16 protein-coding genes are annotated in these 18,549 nt (G+C 66.2%); 9 read left to right on the top strand and 7 right to left on the bottom strand.

Annotated features, from left to right (window positions below; translation table 11 throughout):
• Nucleotides 1-21: 21 nt before the first annotated feature.
• The 3 genes from LVY72_RS05110 to LVY72_RS05100 all read right to left on the bottom strand — a co-directional run bounded on the left by LVY72_RS05110 (nucleotide 22) and on the right by LVY72_RS05100 (nucleotide 3,674).
• Nucleotides 22-1,218, bottom strand: a complete 1,197-nt coding sequence (locus LVY72_RS05110; RefSeq protein ID WP_237818396.1) for a cytochrome P450 — start codon at nucleotides 1,216-1,218, stop codon at nucleotides 22-24.
• Nucleotides 1,219-1,277: 59 nt separating this feature from the next.
• Nucleotides 1,278-2,111: an SDR family NAD(P)-dependent oxidoreductase gene (locus LVY72_RS05105; protein WP_237818395.1), complete on the bottom strand. Its 834-nt coding sequence runs from the start codon at nucleotides 2,109-2,111 to the stop codon at nucleotides 1,278-1,280.
• Nucleotides 2,112-2,219: 108 nt separating this feature from the next.
• On the bottom strand, nucleotides 2,220-3,674 hold the full coding sequence (locus LVY72_RS05100) for an aldehyde dehydrogenase family protein (RefSeq protein ID WP_237818394.1): 1,455 nt from the start codon (nucleotides 3,672-3,674) through the stop codon (nucleotides 2,220-2,222).
• A gap of 464 nt (nucleotides 3,675-4,138) precedes the next feature.
• Here LVY72_RS05100 and LVY72_RS05095 point away from each other — a divergent pair, with 464 nt between their 5' ends.
• The 3 genes from LVY72_RS05095 (at nucleotide 4,139) to LVY72_RS05085 (ending at nucleotide 8,578) form a co-directional block, all read left to right on the top strand.
• Complete coding sequence (locus tag LVY72_RS05095; protein WP_237818393.1) at nucleotides 4,139-5,446, top strand: Rieske 2Fe-2S domain-containing protein; 1,308 nt, start codon at nucleotides 4,139-4,141, stop codon at nucleotides 5,444-5,446.
• A gap of 103 nt (nucleotides 5,447-5,549) precedes the next feature.
• Nucleotides 5,550-7,496: a 2-oxoacid:acceptor oxidoreductase subunit alpha gene (locus LVY72_RS05090; protein ID WP_237818392.1), complete on the top strand. Its 1,947-nt coding sequence runs from the start codon at nucleotides 5,550-5,552 to the stop codon at nucleotides 7,494-7,496.
• Nucleotides 7,493-8,578: a 2-oxoacid:ferredoxin oxidoreductase subunit beta gene (locus tag LVY72_RS05085; RefSeq protein ID WP_237818391.1), complete on the top strand. Its 1,086-nt coding sequence runs from the start codon at nucleotides 7,493-7,495 to the stop codon at nucleotides 8,576-8,578. The genes LVY72_RS05090 and LVY72_RS05085 overlap by 4 nt, the downstream gene beginning before the upstream one ends.
• Nucleotides 8,579-8,778: 200 nt before the next feature.
• Here the strand turns inward: LVY72_RS05085 and fdxA are convergent, their stop codons facing one another.
• Together fdxA and dctP (LVY72_RS05075) are read right to left on the bottom strand one after the other, a co-directional pair.
• Nucleotides 8,779-9,105 (bottom strand): ferredoxin, encoded by a 327-nt coding sequence (gene fdxA / locus LVY72_RS05080; protein ID WP_237818390.1) that lies wholly within the window; start codon nucleotides 9,103-9,105, stop codon nucleotides 8,779-8,781.
• Nucleotides 9,106-9,153: 48 nt separating this feature from the next.
• Entirely contained in the window at nucleotides 9,154-10,434 is a 1,281-nt protein-coding gene (gene dctP, locus LVY72_RS05075) for a TRAP transporter substrate-binding protein DctP (protein ID WP_237818389.1), read from the bottom strand.
• A gap of 411 nt (nucleotides 10,435-10,845) precedes the next feature.
• Between dctP (LVY72_RS05075) and dctP (LVY72_RS05070) the strand changes: the two genes are divergently transcribed.
• From dctP (LVY72_RS05070) to LVY72_RS05045, 6 genes are all read left to right on the top strand, one after another.
• Nucleotides 10,846-12,156: a TRAP transporter substrate-binding protein DctP gene (gene dctP / locus LVY72_RS05070; protein WP_237818388.1), complete on the top strand. Its 1,311-nt coding sequence runs from the start codon at nucleotides 10,846-10,848 to the stop codon at nucleotides 12,154-12,156.
• A gap of 161 nt (nucleotides 12,157-12,317) precedes the next feature.
• The gene (locus LVY72_RS05065; RefSeq protein ID WP_237818387.1) at nucleotides 12,318-13,094 is read left to right on the top strand and encodes an electron transfer flavoprotein subunit beta/FixA family protein; all 777 of its coding nucleotides are present in this window, start codon (nucleotides 12,318-12,320) and stop codon (nucleotides 13,092-13,094) included.
• A gap of 30 nt (nucleotides 13,095-13,124) precedes the next feature.
• Nucleotides 13,125-14,096, top strand: a complete 972-nt coding sequence (locus LVY72_RS05060) for an electron transfer flavoprotein subunit alpha/FixB family protein (RefSeq protein WP_237818386.1) — start codon at nucleotides 13,125-13,127, stop codon at nucleotides 14,094-14,096.
• A 132-nt stretch (nucleotides 14,097-14,228) separates the two neighbouring features.
• Nucleotides 14,229-15,164: a cytochrome b/b6 domain-containing protein gene (locus LVY72_RS05055; RefSeq protein WP_237818385.1), complete on the top strand. Its 936-nt coding sequence runs from the start codon at nucleotides 14,229-14,231 to the stop codon at nucleotides 15,162-15,164.
• Entirely contained in the window at nucleotides 15,164-15,961 is a 798-nt protein-coding gene (locus LVY72_RS05050) for a tyrosine-protein phosphatase (protein ID WP_237818384.1), read from the top strand. The genes LVY72_RS05055 and LVY72_RS05050 overlap by 1 nt, the downstream gene beginning before the upstream one ends.
• Complete coding sequence (locus LVY72_RS05045; protein WP_237818383.1) at nucleotides 15,958-16,497, top strand: HtaA domain-containing protein; 540 nt, start codon at nucleotides 15,958-15,960, stop codon at nucleotides 16,495-16,497. The genes LVY72_RS05050 and LVY72_RS05045 overlap by 4 nt, the downstream gene beginning before the upstream one ends.
• 16 nt (nucleotides 16,498-16,513) lie before the next feature.
• Here LVY72_RS05045 and LVY72_RS05040 read toward each other — a convergent pair whose 3' ends face one another.
• Nucleotides 16,514-16,675, bottom strand: a complete 162-nt coding sequence (locus LVY72_RS05040; RefSeq protein WP_237818382.1) for a hypothetical protein — start codon at nucleotides 16,673-16,675, stop codon at nucleotides 16,514-16,516.
• Between the two features lie 120 nt (nucleotides 16,676-16,795).
• On the bottom strand, nucleotides 16,796-18,238 hold the full coding sequence (locus LVY72_RS05035) for an amino acid permease (protein ID WP_237818381.1): 1,443 nt from the start codon (nucleotides 18,236-18,238) through the stop codon (nucleotides 16,796-16,798).
• Nucleotides 18,239-18,549: the final 311 nt, after the last annotated feature.

Below are 18,549 nucleotides of genomic sequence, written 5' to 3'. Positions count from 1 at the left end.
TTCTCCAGATCGGATCGGCGTTCAGTTCTGGTATGCCCGGGCGCCCGGGGTAAAGGTGACGGGAACGGAGTGGGCGCCGCGGTTCATCGCGCCGCTGGTGCCCAGCTCGACCTCGCCGGCCAATCGGTAGTCAGGCATCCGGGCCAAGACCTGCTCAAGGGCGATGCGCATTTCGGCACGGGCCAAGTGCTCGCCGGCGCACCGGTGGATGCCGTGACCGAAGGCCACATGCGGGTTGTTTGGACGGTCGATGTTGAACTTTTCCGGGTCCTCGAACTTCGCCGGGTCAACGTTCGCCGCACCCCAGGCCAGGCCGACACGCTCGCCCTCCGTGATCCGGACGCCTTCGAGTTCAATGTCGGTGGTCGCGGTCCGGCCCATCATCTGCACCGGGGTCTCCAGCCGCAGGGATTCCTCCACCGCATTGGGGATCAACTCCGGGTTCTCGATCAGGCGCTGCTTGACTTCCTGGTGCGCTGCCACCAGCCACAGCGCGCTGGAGATGCCGTTGACGGTGGTTTCCTGGCCCGCGATCACCACCGTGACGGCCATGGCGACCGCCTTCATGTGCCCGATCGGCGCGCCGTCGATCTGTGCGTTGGCGATCATGCCCAGCATGTCATCGCGGTCGGTGCCCTCGGCGTCCGTCACGATCTGGTCCACGAACTGGAACAACGCCATATTGGCCGCCTTCTTGGCCTCGGGATCGCCGGCCGTGGCAGCGTTGTTCAGGTCCGCGGTGAGCTTGACCATGGTCGGGCCTTCGTCGGACACGCCAAGAATGAAGGCAATGACCGCCGGCGGGACGTAGCGTGCGATCTCCATCAGGTCGGCCGATCCGGCCTCGATGAAGCGGTCGATGGCGATGTCAGTTTCCCTGCGGATCAGGTCTTCCCATTCCGCGACCTTCTCCGGACGCAAGACGGGAACCAGCAGCTGCCGGTACTTGCGGTGGTCCGGCGGATCGACCTCAACCGGGATGGGCCGGAAGGCGGTGCCCAGAGCCGGGATGGTCGAGCCCTGGCCCGAGCACAAGTTGCCCACGTCGTTGGCTGCCCGCCGGATGGCGTCGTAGCTGACCACCGCCCAGTAGCCGCCGAAGGCCTCACCGCGAACCACCGGTCCGTGTTCGCGCAGCTCGGCGTAGGCCTGGGCGTGGCCATGGTCCGAATTGACCTTGACAATATCCAGTACCGGGCTCTTCGTGGCTTCCGTCATTGGAACTCCTTTGTATCGGACGAGGTTGGAACGTGCACGTGCTGGAAGTGCGCTCGGGGCTAGCCCTGGCGGTTGGCCGGCTGGGTGCTCGGCAGCGGGGTGACGACGCTGATCCCACCGTCGACCGGAATCTGGACGCCGGAGATGTAGCCGGCCAGGTCGGAGAGCAGGAAGAGTGTGGCGGAGGCGATGTCGTCCGGGTGTCCGCCACGGCCTAGCGGGACGGCCAGTTCGACCGGGCGCAGGGCATCGGGATTCGGGTTGGGGTCGCCGCCGGAGGCAAGGATGCGGCCGGGAACTACGGTGTTCACGCGCACGCCGGCCGGGCCGAACTCGTGGGCCGCGGCAGCGGAGAGTTGGTGGACGGCGGCTTTGGCCGCACCGTAGAGGCCCAGGCGCTTCGTGCTCGCCACCCCAGCCAACGAACCGATGTAAACCACGCTGCCGCGGCCGCGACGGGCCAGCTTGGGAATCCCGATCTGGGTCATCAACAGGGCATGCCGCAGAACCAGATCGAACTGGCGCTGGATGGAGTCTTCATCGGTATCGGCCAGCAGTTGCGGGACGGTAACGCCGACGACGTCGACGATGCCGTAAAAATCATCACCGAACCACTCTTCGGCGCGCTGGAAGACCGCTTCCATGGCGGCGCGGTCGGTCACGTCCGCCGCCAAGCCTTCCCCGCCGCTGCGTTCCGCGGTCCGGCGGGCCTGCTCGGCGTCAATGTCTACGCACAGCACCCGGCCGCCGGCCTGCGACACTGCATCGGCGACCGCACCGCCGATGCCTTGGCCGGCACCGAGCACCACGACGCCCCTGCCGCCCAGATCCAGTTTCTTGACGTAGTCAACGGAATCGTAGGCAGTACTGGCGTTGTTCGAAACCTCAGACATGCAGAGTCCTTCGCTGTCGGCAGGGTGCACTGCCCGGCCCCGGGACCGGGCGGCGCACCGTGTGGGTTGTGTACCCCCGGCCCGGCGCCGGGGGCAGGATGGATAGCATCACGCCCCGCGGACGCCCGAGCCGGGCATGATGACCGCATGGGCTTCGGTGAAGCCCTCCAGCCCGGCCCGGTTGGCGCCGCCGCGGCCGGTACCGCTGAGTTTCACGCCGCCCCAGGGTGCCCGGCCGTCAACGCCGGCCCCGCCGTGGGCGTTGATCCAAGTCATGCCAGCGTCGATCCGGCCGGCGACGCGTGCCGCGTACTCGACGTCTGCGGACCAGACCGAGCTGCCCAGTCCGTACTCGGAGTCGTTGGCCATGGCGATGGCCTCGTCCACCGAGTCGTAGCCGATCACCGGCAGCACGGGGCCGAACTGCTCCTCGGCCACCACAGAGGCAGAGTTCTCCAGGCCGCTGACTACGGCCGGCAGCATGAAATAGCCCTTGTCCGGGTCCGAGGCGAGCATGCCGTATTCCTGGACGGTGCCGCCGGCAGCGCGGGCCTCCTCGAGTAGACGCTTGACGTTGTCCCGGATGACGGCCGTGTGGAGCGGCCCCATGGTCGTGGCCGGGTCCAGTCCGTCGCCCACGACGGTGTTGGTTAGAGCTGCGCCCAGGCCTTCGACGACCTCGCCCACCCGCGCCTTCGGAACGTACAGGCGCTTCAGCGCGATGCAGGCCTGTCCGCCGAACGGGAACGCGGCGGCAATGAACCGGCCATAGATGGCGGCATCGTCCAAGGCGTCGTCCAGCACCACGGCGGGGTCGTTGCCGCCCAGTTCGAGGGTGACGGTGGTCATTGTGTCGGCGGCTTCCTTGGCCACCAGTGCCCCGATGGGGGTACTTCCGGTGAAGTGCACGTTCCGTACCAGGGGATGCTCCACCAGAGCCTGTGCCACGGCGGTGTCCGGCGAGGAGATCAGCGACAGCACGCCCTTTGGCAGGGCGGCGGCCAGCTGCCCGAAGATCCTCAGAACCGTCAGCGGAGCCGTGACCGGCACGTGTGCAATGACGGAGTTGCCGGCCAGCAGTGCCGGGGCGATAGTGATGATGCCCATGCCGATCGGCACATTCCACGGGGTGAGCAGGCCCACGACGCCGTACGGGGCACGGTAGACCTTCGTGTGGTGCATTCCGTTGTCGCCGAGGTCCTCCCCTTCGGCGAGCCACTGCAGGTGGGTCTGGAGGAACTTGACGGGATAGTCCAGATATTTCAGTTCCCGGGCCGCATCGGCCCGGACCTTGCCGTGTTCGCGGGTGAGCAGTTCATCGGCACCGGCCATGTCGATGGCAGCCAGGGCCTGGGCGATCCGCTCGTACCGTTCCACTGGAGACAGCGCCGCCCAGCCCGGCTGGGCGCGGTGGGCGGCCTGCACGACTTTATCGACGTCCCCGCCGGCCATGCGGGGAATGGTTCCGACGGCTTCGTCGATCCGGGCCGGATTATACACGTTGACGACGCCGGAGAAGGACAAATCAGCGCCGCTGACCAACTGGAAATCTGCTGAATTCAAGGGTGATCCTGCTTTCCGATCGCGGAGGTTGACATAGGGAAGTGCGGGTCGTTGCCAGGTGCGAACCGCCCTGGCTGTGCAATTACCGCTGGGCGCGGTAAAGGTCCTGAGTCTGAGGCAGGGCTTTAATGCTTGGAGACGAAAGGTCCTGTCAGGCAGGGTTTTTTCGTGGCAGTCATCAGAACCTCGTTGTCGTGACGATCTTATTTCGCCACAGCCTACGATATTTCGATGAGTGGGCACAACAGTTTTTCGCCAAGAATCTCCACGGTGGAGCCATTCCGGCGCCGCCACTGCTGTCCGCACGCTTGCTTTGGGTCGCCCATCGTTCGCCTGCCGGCCCCAAATGGCCCCCGCCACCCCATAGGATCAAAAACCCTTGCTCTCAATTACGAAGAACCGTAGGCTTATGCGATATCTCGTACAAATGAGCATGCGTGGATGACGCGAAAGGAAGCAATCACGTGGATCCGATCGAGCAGAAAAAAGTGCTGATGAAAGTCGGCCCCGGCAACCCGATGCACGACACCATGCGACGGTACTGGTTGCCCATCTGCCTGGTCAGCGATGTGGCCGAGCCGGACGGTGATCCGCACCGGGTGACAGTGCTGGGGCAGGACTACGTCGTCTTCCGGGATACGGAAGGCCGGCTGGGACTGCTGGATGAACTGTGCACGCACCGCAGTGCGTCGCTGTGCCTGGGCCGGAACGAGCAGGGCGGCCTGCGCTGCCTTTACCATGGCTGGAAGTTCGCCGTCGACGGGGCCATTGTGGATGCCCCGAACGTGAAGGACCCCCGCTTCAAGGAGCGGGTCCGCCAGCCGTCCTACTCCATACGCGAGGCCGGCAGCATTGTCTGGGGCTACTTCGGCCCGCCTGAGTTGGAACCGCCCATGCCCAACCACACCTTCTTCGACGTGCCGGAGGAAAACCGGGTGGTGGAGATCGTGGCTTCCTCCGCCAACTACACCCGCCTCGTGGAGGGGCTGATCGATACCACGCACACCGGCGTGCTCCACCAGGACGCCCTGAAACAGCTCAGGGAGGGCAAAGGACCGGCCCCGGTCTTCGGCACCACCCAGCGCAAGGTCACCACGGGCGTGATCGCCAAGGACCTGGCACCGACCATCGAGGTCCAGGAAACGGACTTTGGCTTCCGCTACGCGGCCATCAGCAGCTTCGAAGAGAACGGCCAGCTGAAGCGGCAGGCACGCATCACCAGCCTCGTCCACCCCACCACGGTCTACATCCAGCCGGACAACATCGTCCAGATCACTCTGCCGGTGGACGACAACCGTTCGCTGTTCTTTATGGTGTTCTGGTCCGAAGCCCGCCAAATCGGCGTCGGAACGGCCCGCCAGGAGGTACTGGAGTACTACGGCATTGACGAAACCGGCATGAACAAGTGGGGCCTGGGCCGCGAGTACCACGATCTCCCGGACAGGCCGAACCGCTCCAACAACTGGCTGCAGGACCGCGAGGCGATGCGCCGTGGAGAGAGCTTCACCGGCATGCAGCGGTTCATCCCTGAGGATTGGGGCGTGAATCAGTCCATGGGCCCCGTCGACCTGTATCCGATCGAGCATCTGGTGCCGGCGGACCTGGCCATCGCCCGGTACCGCCGCCAACTGGTGGACAACACCAAGCGGGTGGCCCAGGGCGAGGACCCGCTCGGCCTCAGCCCCAAGGATTCGCCCAAGCCGGCGAACATCATGCTCGACGAAGGCCAGGACTGGCGCAGCCACTTCGCCGCCAGCCAGCAAATGGGCTGACGCACGGGTGGCAGGCCGCCACCCAAGCCATCGAACTGCAGCAGATCCATCCAAACGAAACGGCCGCACTTGGTCTGCGGCCTTGCCGAGTCAGGAACCAGCCATGCCGGAAGCGCAGGCCACACTGGCCACTCCAAACAGCACGGAACCGCACCGTGACACCATCCACCAACTCGACCGCGTCGTCATCCGCTTCGCCGGTGACTCCGGGGACGGGATGCAGCTCACCGGGTCCCGGTTCACCCAGGAAAGCGCGGCCTTCGGCAACGACCTGTCGACGCTGCCGAACTTCCCGGCTGAAATCCGGGCACCCCAGGGCACCCTGCCCGGCGTCTCCTCCTTCCAGGTCCACTTCGCCGACCACAATGTGCTCACCCCCGGCGATGCCCCGGGCGTTCTGGTCGCCATGAACCCGGCAGCCCTGAAGGCCAACCTCGCGGATCTGGCTGCGGGCGCGACGATCATCGTCGACACCCACGACTTCACCAGCCGGGCCCTCAAACGGATCGGCTACGAGGAGAATCCGCTGGAGGACGGCACGCTGGACGCTTACTCCGTCCATGCCTTCGACCTCACCGGCCTGACCGTCGAGGCGGTCAAGGACTTCGGCCTGACCCGCAAGGACGCGGCCCGCGCCAAGAACATGTTCGCCCTCGGCCTGCTTTCCTGGATGTACAGCCGTCCCGTCGAATCGACCCTCACCTTCCTGGAACGCCGGTTTGCTTCCTCCCCGCAGATCCGCGACGCCAATATTGCCGCGCTGAAAACCGGGTGGAACTTCGGCGAGACCACCGAGGCCTTTGCCGTGAAGTTCGAGGTCAAGCCCGCACCGATGGCACCGGGCACCTATCGCAATATCACCGGCAACACGGCGTTGGCGTACGGCCTGATCGCCGGCTCCACACAGTCCGGCCTGCCGCTGTTCCTGGGTTCCTACCCCATTACGCCGGCCTCCGACATCCTGCACGAGCTGAGCAAGCACAAGCAGTTCGGCGTCACCACCTTCCAGGCCGAGGACGAGATTGCCGGCGTCGGCGCCGCCCTCGGCGCCTCCTTCGGCGGCGCCCTGGGCGTGACGACGACGTCGGGGCCGGGCATTGCGCTCAAGGCGGAGACCATCGGGCTTGCCGTCATGCTGGAACTGCCCATGGTCGTCGTCAATGTCCAGCGCGGCGGCCCGTCGACAGGGCTGCCGACCAAGACCGAGCAGGCAGACCTGCTGCAGGCCATGTTCGGCCGAAATGGGGAATCCCCCCTGCCGATCATTGCCCCGCAATCGCCTGCCGACTGCTTCGACGCCGCTGTGGAGGCGGCCCGGATCGCCGTCACCTACCGCACGCCCGTCATGCTGCTCTCGGACGGCATGCTGGCGAACGGGTCCGAGCCCTGGCGGATCCCCGAACTGGCGGACCTGCCCCGGATCGACCCGGATTTCGCCACCAGTCCGAACCACGTCAACGCCGACGGCGGGCCGGAGTTCTGGCCCTACCTGCGCGACGAACAGACCCTGGCACGGCCGTGGGCCCTGCCAGGAACCGCAGGCCTGGAACACCGGATCGGTGGCCTCGAGAAGGCGGACGGACACGGCAACATCTCCTACGACCCTGCCAACCACGACCATATGGTGCGCATCCGGCAGGCCAAGGTCGAGCGGGTCGCCGAGTCGCTCCCGCCGCTGCAGGTCGACGATCCACATGGCGACGCGAAGTTGCTGGTCCTGGGCTGGGGGTCCACCTACGGCCCGATCGGAGCCGCTGTCCGCGAGGTGCGCGACCAGGGCTATGCCGTCGCCCAGGCACACCTGCGCCATTTGAACCCGTTCCCCAAGGACCTCGGGACGCTGCTGAAGCGCTATGAAAAGGTCCTGGTGCCGGAGATGAACCTCGGGCAGCTGTCCCTGCTGCTGCGCGCCAAGTACCTGGTGGACGTTGCCGGCTACAACCAGGTGCGCGGCCTGCCGCTGCGGGCCTCCGAACTGGCCGACGCCATCCTGCAGCTGGTTGAACCTGCCGGTAGCGGCCAAAACTTGACGAAGGAGTCAATCGGATGACCTCCACCAGGCTTCCCTTCCCGGGCCTGCGCGATGTTCCCGCCAGCGAGGCACCACAGAGCCGGAAGGATTACACCAGCGACCAGGAAGTGCGCTGGTGTCCGGGTTGCGGCGACTACGCCGTGCTCGCTGCCGTCCAAGGGTTCCTGCCGGAGCTGGGACTGAAGCGGGAAAACATTGTCTTCATCTCCGGCATCGGCTGCAGCTCCCGCTTCCCGTACTACCTGGACACCTTCGGGATGCACTCGATCCACGGACGGGCGCCGGCCATTGCCACCGGCCTGGCCACCAGCCGTCCCGACCTGTCCGTATGGGTGGTCACCGGAGACGGCGACGCCCTCTCCATCGGCGGAAACCATCTGATCCATGCCCTGCGCCGGAACGTGAACATGACCATCCTGCTGTTCAACAACCGGATCTACGGCCTGACCAAGGGTCAGTACTCCCCCACCTCGGAATCCGGCAAGATCACCAAGTCCTCTCCGAAGGGCTCCCCCGACAGCCCGCTCAACCCGGTGTCCCTGGCTCTGGGCGCCGAAGCGAGCTTCGTGGCGCGCACCATCGACTCCGACCGCCAGCACCTGACCTCGGTGCTCTCCGCGGCGACGGCCCACCGCGGCACGTCCCTGGTGGAGATCTACCAGAACTGCCCGATCTTCAACGACGGCGCGTTCGACGCGGTCAAGAACCCGGAGACCAAGGCGGATGCCGTCATTCCGCTCGTCCATGGCGAGCCCATCCGGTTCGGCCCGAAGGGCGAGGACGGGCTGGGCATCCGGGGCATCGTCAGGGACCCGCTGTCCGGCTCGCTGCGGGTGGTCGACGTCGCAGATGTGGGCGCGGACCGGATCCTCGTCCATGACGCCCATGCAGCCGATCCCACTACCGCCTTCGCGCTCTCGCGGCTGACCGGCTCCGGACACCTCACCCAGGCCCCCATCGGCATCTTCCGCTCGGTAGAGCGCCAGACGTACGACGACGTCGCCCGGGAACAGGTACGCAGCGCCAGCGAAGGCATCACCGACCGCTCGACAGCCCTGGACAACTTGCTGCACAGCGGCGACACCTGGACCGTCGTCTGAGCTGAGGGGCCGCGCCAGCGGCGACAAAGGGACCTTCGGCAGGGTGTTACGCCCTGTCCGGAGGTCCCTTTGTCTTGCCCTGCCAGGGCCTAACTTCACCGGGCGCACGCCGCCGGCGCTGCCGGCAAACCTGATCGGCCATGCCGCAGGCCCTCCCCGGGATTCCCGGGGAGGGCCTGCGGCTGCCGGTGCGGCGTTTCCTAGCCGGGCTGGCCCTGGGGCTCCAGCACGGCCACCGCCGGGTGATCCTTGCCGATGGGGCCTACATTGCGGGAACCGCCGGGCGTCCCCAACTCCTCGAAGAACTCCACGTTGATCCGGGCATAGTCCTCCCATTCCTCAGGAGTCTCCGACTCGTAGTAGATGGCTTCAACCGGGCAGACCGGCGCGCAGGCGCCGCAGTCCACGCACTCATCCGGATGGATGTACATGGCCCGCTCGCCCTCGTAGATGCAGTCGACGGGGCATTCCTCGATGCAAGCCTTGTCCATGACGTCGACACAGGGTTGTGCAATGACGTAGGTCACGATTCCTCTTCCTCCGTATAGATACTGCCTGCCAGTTCCGGCAGCCGCTTAGGCCGCAGGCCGGTGCGGGAGGAGCGCTTCCTCCATCAGCCTGTCTGAGAGCGGACTGACGTCCAGTTCGTTCTCCGAAATCCAGCTATCCAGCTCGGACCAGGCGGTGTCGTCCTTGAAGCCGAGGTCCTCGGTGATGATGGTCTTCCACCGGTCGTTGGCCGTCTTGGCCGCTTCCACGAAGGCAGCGCCGTCCACGTCCTTCGGGGCCTGTCCTGGTGCTTCCTCGAGGAAACTGTTCAGGTGGGCCTTGATCGCGTCCCGGGCGTCCGGGGCCCACTCGTGGAACTTGACCCCGGCCTTGTTCGCCACCCCGATGGCCTCACCGGTCTGCTTGATCACTGTGGTGGCGAGGTGCTGCTCGATGTAGCCGTCCAGCCGGTCCCACAGCAGCTGTCGGGCAGCCAGCGGCAGGCTGTCCCACCGGTCCTTGTTGAACCCGAAGGACATCGAGGTACCGGCCAACTGGACTTCGGGATCGAGGGTCCAGTCCGTGGTGACCTCAAACAGGCCCACGGTGTTGGCTAGCACGGCATTCCCGGCGGCGCAGTCCACGACCCCGCGTTGCAGGCCCTGGTAGACCTCCGCGACGGGCAGGCTGACGGCGGTTGCACCGAGCACCTCGATGGCCGGCACGTTCGACGGCGCGCCAGCCCGGATCTGCTTGCCTTTGGCCTCCCCAAGGGATGTCACGGCTTGGCCATTGCATAGCAGCGAGGTTCCGCTGGTCGGCAGCAGCGGCAGCAGCGGCTGGATGCCGTACTCCTCCAACTCGTTGCTGATGGCTTCCTGCTGCGCACCGAACTCAATCCAGGAAGAGACCAGCTGCATCGACCCGGCCAGCGGGGTCGACTCCTGCAGGAACATAAGATCACCCGCCAGGGTGTTGGCAGGGAAGGACTCGGGTTCGGTGACCGGCATGTGCATCCCGGAGTCGACCAGCCCATCCGCCAACGCGGCATTCATCTCATTGATGGTTACCCGGGAATTGGCATAAAGGATATCGAATTTAATCTTGCCCCCGGACCACTCCTCCACGGCGGCGGCATACGCTTCGTTGGGAGCCGACGTCGTGGACTTGGGTGCGGAGGGCAGCTGCATGGTCAGCGTCACCGGCTCCATCCCGGCCAGCGCGGCCGCATACTCCTCCTTGGATGAACCCGGCTCGACGGATTCCTGGCTTGCTGCAGTACCGGAGGAGGCGCTGCAGCCTCCCAGAAACAGTGCCAGCAGCGTCAGTCCGGCAGCAGCCGGGCGGAACGAACGTTTACGGTTCAATCTGGTGCCTCTCGTAGTGGTGCCGTGATGGCCCGCTGAAGGCATCCGTGCACTTGCCGGAATCAGCCGGCAGGCCGGCAACCGGGCCACCACGTCACAGTAGAAGTCGAACAACAGTGCATGACCGCGAAGTGCCGTCGCTTCGCCTTCCCAAATTCCCCTTATTTCGGTTGAGACTACGAGACTTCGTCATGGTGGTCAAGGATAAATTTGACTACAATGGTCGGCCATGAAGGAACATAGGCCTGATTTTACAAGGCAGAACCGCCACCTGATGCGCAAGCAGCTTCGCAAGGAATTCAGTCTATTGACGTTGTCTGCGACATACCGTAAATTCCAATCTGCTTCAGGCAAGGGTGCCTGGCCCCGCTGGCCAGCTGCCGCGAATGCGACAACATGTGGAGGAATCGCGTGGGACAATTCTGGGAAACAAGCAACCGCAGCCGGTTCGAATCAAGCCAGACCAAGGGCTTGGCAGCCTTAGCCGGAGCAGCACTGCTCCTGACCGCCTGCGGTGGCGGAGCCCAAGGTACTTCCAGCCAGCAGTCGGTCCCGGCCGGGGCATCGCAGGAGGACTTCAAGGAGGCCCTGGCAGGCATGGAGCCGGTGACGCTGACCATGCAGCTGGCCTCCGCACCGGATACGGCAACATCATCGCCCAACGAAGCCTATGCCGAGGCCGTAGCGGAATGGTCCGGCGGAAAGATCACGTTCGACATCCTGTATGCCGGCTCCCGGGTGCCAGTTAACGAGATGAACTCCGCCCTGGCCGATGGGATGGTGGACATCGGCTACCACCTGCCCTATGCGGAACCCGAAAAGTTCCCTGCCAACGCCCTGGCCACCGACCTGATGTTCATCCACACGCCCACCCCCGTGGCAGGGTCGCTGCAGATCGCCTCATCCTGGATGGCTGTCGGCGCTGGACAGGAGGATATCAAGAGCGAGTTGACCGACAACGGCATCCAGCCCCTGCTCCCGCTGCTGCCGATCAGCGGCTCGCCGCTGCTGTGCTCGGGAGAGCCGGTCAGCTCGGCAGCCGAGGCCAATGGCAAGCAGATCCGCGCCGGCTCCCCGGCCCACGGCCCCGCGATCGAAATGCTCGGAGCCACCAGCGTCAGCCTGCCCACCACCGAGGTCTACCAAGGCCTGCAGCGCGGCGTCATCGACTGCGTCGCCGCCCCGGTGGTGCTGGCCAATACCGTCGGCCTGCTGGAAGTCGGCAATTCCTGGACCATGGACCCCGAAATCCAGCTCACCGGCTCCGGCGGAGCCTTCGGCATCAACAAGGCGGTCTGGGACGGCCTTCCGCTGGCGGCCCGCCAGCTGATGTGGGACCGGTTGGACGTGTACATCGAGCACCAGTTCGCCGACATGATGTTCGGCAACCTGCAGGAGGGAATCGCCGCGTCGCACAAGCAGGGGATCGAATTCAAGGAATGGGACCCGCAGACCCGCGAGGCGCTGCACCGCCACTTCGAGCAGGTGCTGCAGCAGGCACGGACACAGGCACCGGCCGGCATCGACGGCTCCGGCTTCGTTGCTGCGGCACTCGAGGCCAACGACGAGTGGGGCCGGATCATCACCGAGGAGCTCGACTACAGCGACACCACCGCGTGGGCAGATGTCGATAAGTGGCTGGCCGAGAATGACCTCGACCTCAAGCCGTTGGTCGACAGGCTCGTTTCCGACGTCCTGGCCCCTCAGCGGCCGTCCGCCTGAGCGACGGCCCCAGTCCACCAGGCAAGTGCGTAAACCTATTGCAGGCGATTACGACATCTCGTAGGATTACACGAAATACCAGCGATGATGAAGGCTGGGCGTCCCGGCTGGACAACCTTCGGCCCGACAGTCGGCACAGACGCAGCAGAAGGAGTGAATTAATGAAGATCGTAGTCCTCGTCAAGCAGGTACCGGATACGTATGAGGACCGGAAGCTGGACACGGCCGCCGGCCTGGTGGACCGGGGGGCCTGCGAGCCGGTCCTGGATGAAATCAACGAGCGCGCCCTCGAGGTGGCCCTGCGGTACCGGGACGGGAACAAGGGCACCGAGGTGGTGCTACTGTCCATGGGCCCGGAGGGAACCGCGTCCGCGCTGCGCAAGGGGCTGTCCATGGGTGCGGACGTGGCCGTGCATGTGCTGGACTCCGCCCTGTCCGGGGCCGATCTGGGCCGGACCGCGGCGGTGCTGGCAGCGGCCCTGCGCGCCACCGGGTTCGATCTGGTCATTGCCGGCAACGCCTCCACGGACGGAGGCGGCGGCGTGGTGCCGGCGATGGTGGCCGAGCACCTGGGCCTGCCGCACCTGACCTTCCTGGATGCGGTGGAAATCTCGGCCGGCACGGTGGCCGGGGTGCGGGCCACCGAACACGGCAGCCTCGGCGTGCATGCCCTGCTGCCGGCCGTCATCTCGGTCACCGAGCGCTCGGCCGAGGCCCGCTTCCCGAACTTCAAGGGCATCCTGAAGGCCAAGAAGAAGCCGCTTCAGGTCCTGTCCCTGGCCGAGATCGGCCTGGATCCGGCCTTTGCCGGCGCCGGCCGGTCGGCCGTGGTCACCGCCGCCGAGCGTCCCGCGCGCACCGGCGGCACCAGGATCACCGACGAGGGTACCGCGGGCGAGCAGCTCGCGGACTTCCTCGCATCCGCCCGCCTGATCTGACCCCGCCCCGTCCCACGGAGGAAACCTGTCATGTCGAACGTCCTTGCACTCATCGAAACCACCGCCGACGGGCGCATCAGAAACACGGCCGCTTCCGTACTGGCCGCTGCGGCGAAACTGGGCACCCCGATCGCCGTCGTGGCCACTGCCCCCGGCGCCGGTGCCGGGCTGGCCGCCGAACTGGGATCCCTGGGCGCCAGGCAGGTCTGCATTGTGGAGAACGGGCAGGCCGGCAGCCTGCTCGCCACCCCGCAGGTGGACGCCCTGGCCGCCGCCGCCGAACGGTTCGTGCCCTCCGCCATTCTGGCCGTCAACTCAGTCGAGTCCCGCGAGGCCGCCGCCCGGTCGGCCGTCCGGCTGCGCGCCGGCTTGCTGACCGACGCGGTGAGCGTGCGCAGCGACGGCGGAAAGATTGTGGCCACGCATTCGGTCTTCGGCGGCGCCTACACCGTCGAATCCGCCGTCGAGGGCAGCCCGGCGGTAATCACCGTACGCCAGGGAGCCGTCGAGGGCCAGGCCACACCGACCGATGCCGCCGTGACCATACTCTCGGCCGTCTCGGCGGCCGCCGCCTCGGCCGCCATCAACCGGATCGATGACGCACCGGCAGCCTCCAGCCGCCCCGAACTGCGCACCGCGGCCAAGGTCGTCTCCGGCGGCCGCGGCCTGGGCTCGCAGGAAAACTTCGTGCTGGTCGAACAGCTCGCCGACGCCCTCGGCGCCGCCGTGGGCGCCTCCCGCGCCGCCGTCGACTCCGGCTACGTGCCCCAGAGCCACCAGGTCGGCCAGACCGGCACCACGGTCTCACCGGACCTCTACATCGCACTGGGCATCTCCGGAGCCATCCAGCACCGCGCCGGCATGCAGACCGCCAAAACGATCGTGGCGATCAACAAGGACACCGACGCCCCGATCTTCGACGTGGCGGACTTCGGCGTCGTCGGCGACGTGTTCGCCGTCGTCCCCCAGCTGATCAAGGCCCTCGAGGCCCGCGCCGGCTAAGGCCTCGCACCAGCACCCCGGACCACCCGGGCCGGCCGCAGGCAGAAACCCCGCGGCCGGTCCGGGGCAAAACCTTTCCAGTTCGGCCACGCCACCGGCTCCGCCCGTCCGCTCCAGAGAGACATAGCGCCCATGACCGCACCGACATCGACAAAACCCGCGCCCGCCAGAAACAGGTGGTCTAGGCTCGTCTGGCTCGTGCCCGCCGCCATCCTGGTGCTGGCCGCCGTCGTCCTCGCCGCCAAGGGCCTGCGCGAACTGCCCGCCGTGCAGTCCTTCCTGACCGCCTACCCCGGCGAGTCGGAGCTACCGCACGGCGCCCCCGTGGGCTTCCCCGCCTGGCTGGGCTGGCAGCACTTCCTGAACTCGCTGCTGATCCTGCTGATCATCCGCTCCGGCTGGCAGGTGCGCACCACCACACGCCCGCCCGCGTACTTCACCCGTAACAACACCGGTCCGATCAAAACCCGCGGCAAGCCGGCCAAGATCAGCCTGCATCTGTGGTTCCACCTCAGCCTGGATGCCCTCTGGGTCCTGAACGGGGCGGTGTTCTACGTCCTGCTCTTCGCCACCGGCCAGTGGATGCGCATCGTGCCCACCAACTGGGACGTCTTCCCCCACGCCGCCTCGGCCGCCCTGCAGTACGCCTCGCTCAACTGGCCGGTCGAGAACGGCTGGGCCAACTACAACAGCCTGCAGGTGCTGGCCTACTTCACCACCGTGTTCATCGCCGCCCCGCTGGCCATCATTACCGGACTGCGCATGTCCGGGGCCTGGCCCAAGGACGCCGGAAGACTCAACCGGGCCTACCCGATCGAACTGGCCCGGGCCATACACCTGCCCGTCATGTTCTACTTCACCGCCTTCATCATCGTGCACATCACCCTGGTCCTGGCCACCGGCGCCCTGCGCAACCTCAACCACATGTATGCCGCACGCGACGACACCGGCTGGGCCGGCTTCGCCATCTTCGCCGCCTCCCTGGCCGTCATGACCGCCGCCTGGATCCTCGCCAAACCGATCTTCCTGCGCCCCATCGCCTCCCTCACGGGAAAGGTCACCCGCTAATGAGCGCCCACTCCAACACGGCCAGCACAGACATGTCCCTCAGCACGCTGGTCAATTTGCGGGACCTGGGCGGAATTCCCGCGGCCGGCCGCCGGATCCGGGCAGGGCTGCTGCAGCGCAGCGACGACTTTGCCCGCACGACCCGGACCCAGGTGTCCCAGATGGTGAGCCAGGGACTAGGAACGATAATTGATCTGCGCTCCGCCGAGGAAGCCCAGCGCACCGGACGCGGACCCGCCGGCGACTTCGACATTGCCTACCATCTGCTACCCCTGAGCGCCACTTCTGCCAATCCCGCGGACATGGCGGCACGTGAGTCCCTGACGCCCGATGAGGTCGGACACTGGTACGCCGAGATGCTCCTGGACCGCAGTGCGCAGATAGCATATGGGCTGGCAACCATCGCTGCTGCCAAGGGGGCGGTGCTGGTCCATTGCGCAGCGGGGAAGGACCGCACCGGCGTGTTCACGGCATGCTTGCTGAGCGCATTGGGCGCCGACCAGGCACAGATCGTCGCCGAGTATGCTCTGACCGATCCTGCCATGCCGTCCATTCTTCAGCGACTGGGCCGGCAGGTAAGCCTGAAGGATCCCGCCCGTCCAATGAACGCCCTGTTGACGGCCGTGCCGGAAAACTTGGAATCCATGTTCAGGGTGCTCAACGACAGCCACGGCAGCACCATTCTAGGGATCCTGTACGCCGCCGGGCTCGGCGACGACACAGTGAACCGGCTGCAGGAGCGCCTGCTGGAACCGGCCGCTACCGTCCGCCACGACACGATGGGAACAATCCAGTGACTGACTATCTTGAGGACTTCGCATCGACCGCAGGACCGGCCGCCCTGCCTCCACTCGGGCTGACTTGGGGGCTCAAGCGCAGCTTTATCAGCTATCTGTCCCGGCTGCCCGACCGCGCTGTATCGGCAACCCGGGGCGCCTCCGTCATCGAGTCGAGCTTATTCAATTTCAGTCCTGACGGCGGCACCTTCGATCCACAAACGGGTCTGGGTACTATGCGGTTCCGCGGAGATGTGCGCCTCAGCGGCCACTACGGCATGATGTTCGTCCACATTGCGGACCCGTGGATCGAGTTTGCCGCAGACCACGCCACCTTCTCGATAGCGAAAACCCAGGGTCTCGGGTCGGAAAACCCTCGCCTGCCGCTGGCGATGCTTGATGTTGCCGCTCCGACGCCGGCCGGAGGATCCTATGTCTGGGACGGGCTCCCCATCGCACTGGCACCCGAAGGCACCAGTATCTTCGACGATCAGTACCCTGCCGGCCAGCCGATGGATCCGCTCTTCATCCGCTATCCAGACCCGGCTCGCGGCTAGGGCAGGAGGCTCTCGGTCAGCGGTGGTGCAAGGGCGTGCGCAGGAAGCGGCTGTCACCCCGGTGCCGGGGCGGCCGGGGCCCGATGAAAGGCTCCCCGTCCCCGGCACGGGCGATGTGGACGGTATAGGCGGTCAGGGCGATCAGGACCAGGAAGGTCAAGAGTCCGATGAATTCCATACGTCGATCATCGGCCGATACCGGCACGGCCAACAGTGGCAGAAATGACCACTTTCGCAAATATTCCGCCAAACCGGGCAGTCCGCCTCCGGACTACCCGGCTGACACTGCGCGGCATTGTTACTGGCGGCCAGCGCCGACAGACAGTTCCTCCCCGCCTGCCGGCTGCGCTTCGGCTGCGGCCTGCCGCCGGCCGCGGTACCGCCACACGCCGATGGCGACAACGACGGCGGCCAGCAGCACCGAAAGCAGCAGCGACTCACGGGTCTCCGGCAGGACCACCATGCCGACCACCAGGGCCACGATGCTGGCAATGGACAGCCAGGTCAGGTACGGGAAGAACCACATCTTCAAGGTGAGGTTCTTCGCCTCCGCTCCCATGCGCCGGCGCAAGATCAGCTGCGAGGCCGCGATGACGAGCCAGACGAACAGCGCAATGGCACCGGAGGTGTTGACCAGGAACAGGAAGACCGTGTCCGGCGCAATGTAGTTCAGGCCCACGGTGATGAACCCGACGACGGTCGAAGCCAGCACCGCCGACACCGGCACGCCGCGCTTCGAGATGCGGGTCCAGGCCCGCGGGGCGTCGCCGCGGGTGGACAGCGAGAAGAGCATGCGGCTGGCGGTGTAGAGGCCAGAGTTCAGGCAGGAGAGCACCGAGGTCAGCACGATCACGTCCATGATGACGCCGGCACCCGGGATGCCATAGAGCTCCATGACGGCCACGTACGGGCTCTTGGCCACCGAGGTGCTGTTCCAGGGCAGCAGCGTCACCACGATGGCGATGGAACCGATGTAGAAGACCAGGATGCGCCACACGGTGGAGCGCACGGCCTTCTTGACCGCGTTCACCGGATCGGCGGACTCACCGGCGGCGATGGTGGCGATTTCGGCACCGAAGAAGGCAAAGACCACCACAAGGATGCCGGCCAGGACAGCGGCACCACCGTTGGGGAAGAATCCGCCCTGGCCGGTCAGGTTGCTCAGGCCCGGGGCGTCAACGCCAGGAACCAGGCCGAGAATGGCGGCAATGCCGAACAGCAGGAAGCCGACGATGGCGGCCACCTTGACCGAAGCGAACCAGAACTCGAATTCGCCGTAGGACTTCACCGACACCACTTTGGTCAGCGTCAGCAGGACCATCAGGACCAGCGCCCAGATCCACTGGTCGACGCCGGGAACCCAGCGGTGGATGATGGCGGCACCGGCGGTGGCCTCGATACCGAGCACGATGATCCAGAACCAGGCGTAGAGCCAGCCGATGCTGAATCCGGCCCAGCGGCCCAGCGCCTTGTCAGCATAGGTGGAGAAGGAACCGGTTTCCGGGTGCGCGGCAGCCATTTCGCCGAGCATCCGCATCACCAGGATGACCACCAGGCCCGCCGCCGCGTAGGCGACGAGGATACCGGGGCCGGCCTGCTGGATGGCGGCGCCGGAGCCGACGAACAGACCGGCCCCGATGACGCCGGCAATGGCGATCATGGACAGATGGCGGGGTTTAAGCGACTTGGACAGGGCGGGTTGTCCGCCCTGCACCGTGTCGCCGGGCGCGACAGAGCGCATGTGCAGTTCTCCAGTATTGGTAGAGGTAGGAAACGCCACGGTGGGATGGCCGTGAAGCGCGCCCCAATGAACGGTCGAATACACTACACCGACCGATCGGTCAGGCAATAATTGCGACGAAGCCGCATTACGGCCTGCCCTAGCCCCGGCGCCGGGGCCGCCGTGCCTCCGCGTAGGCCGGTTCGCGCAGCCGGCGGGTCCATTCGCAGGTCCGTGCCCCGGGCAGCAGGATGCAGCACCGGATCGAACCTAGTATCCGTGTCCGGCCGCAAATGGTCCAGGTTCAAGGACAGCGTGCCGAACCGCCGCCA

Source organism: Arthrobacter hankyongi, from assembly GCF_022012395.1.
Taxonomy (GTDB): domain Bacteria; phylum Actinomycetota; class Actinomycetes; order Actinomycetales; family Micrococcaceae; genus Crystallibacter; species Crystallibacter hankyongi.
The sequence above is the reverse complement of the archived record's forward strand: the minus strand, read 5'-3'. Positions and strand labels throughout refer to the sequence as shown.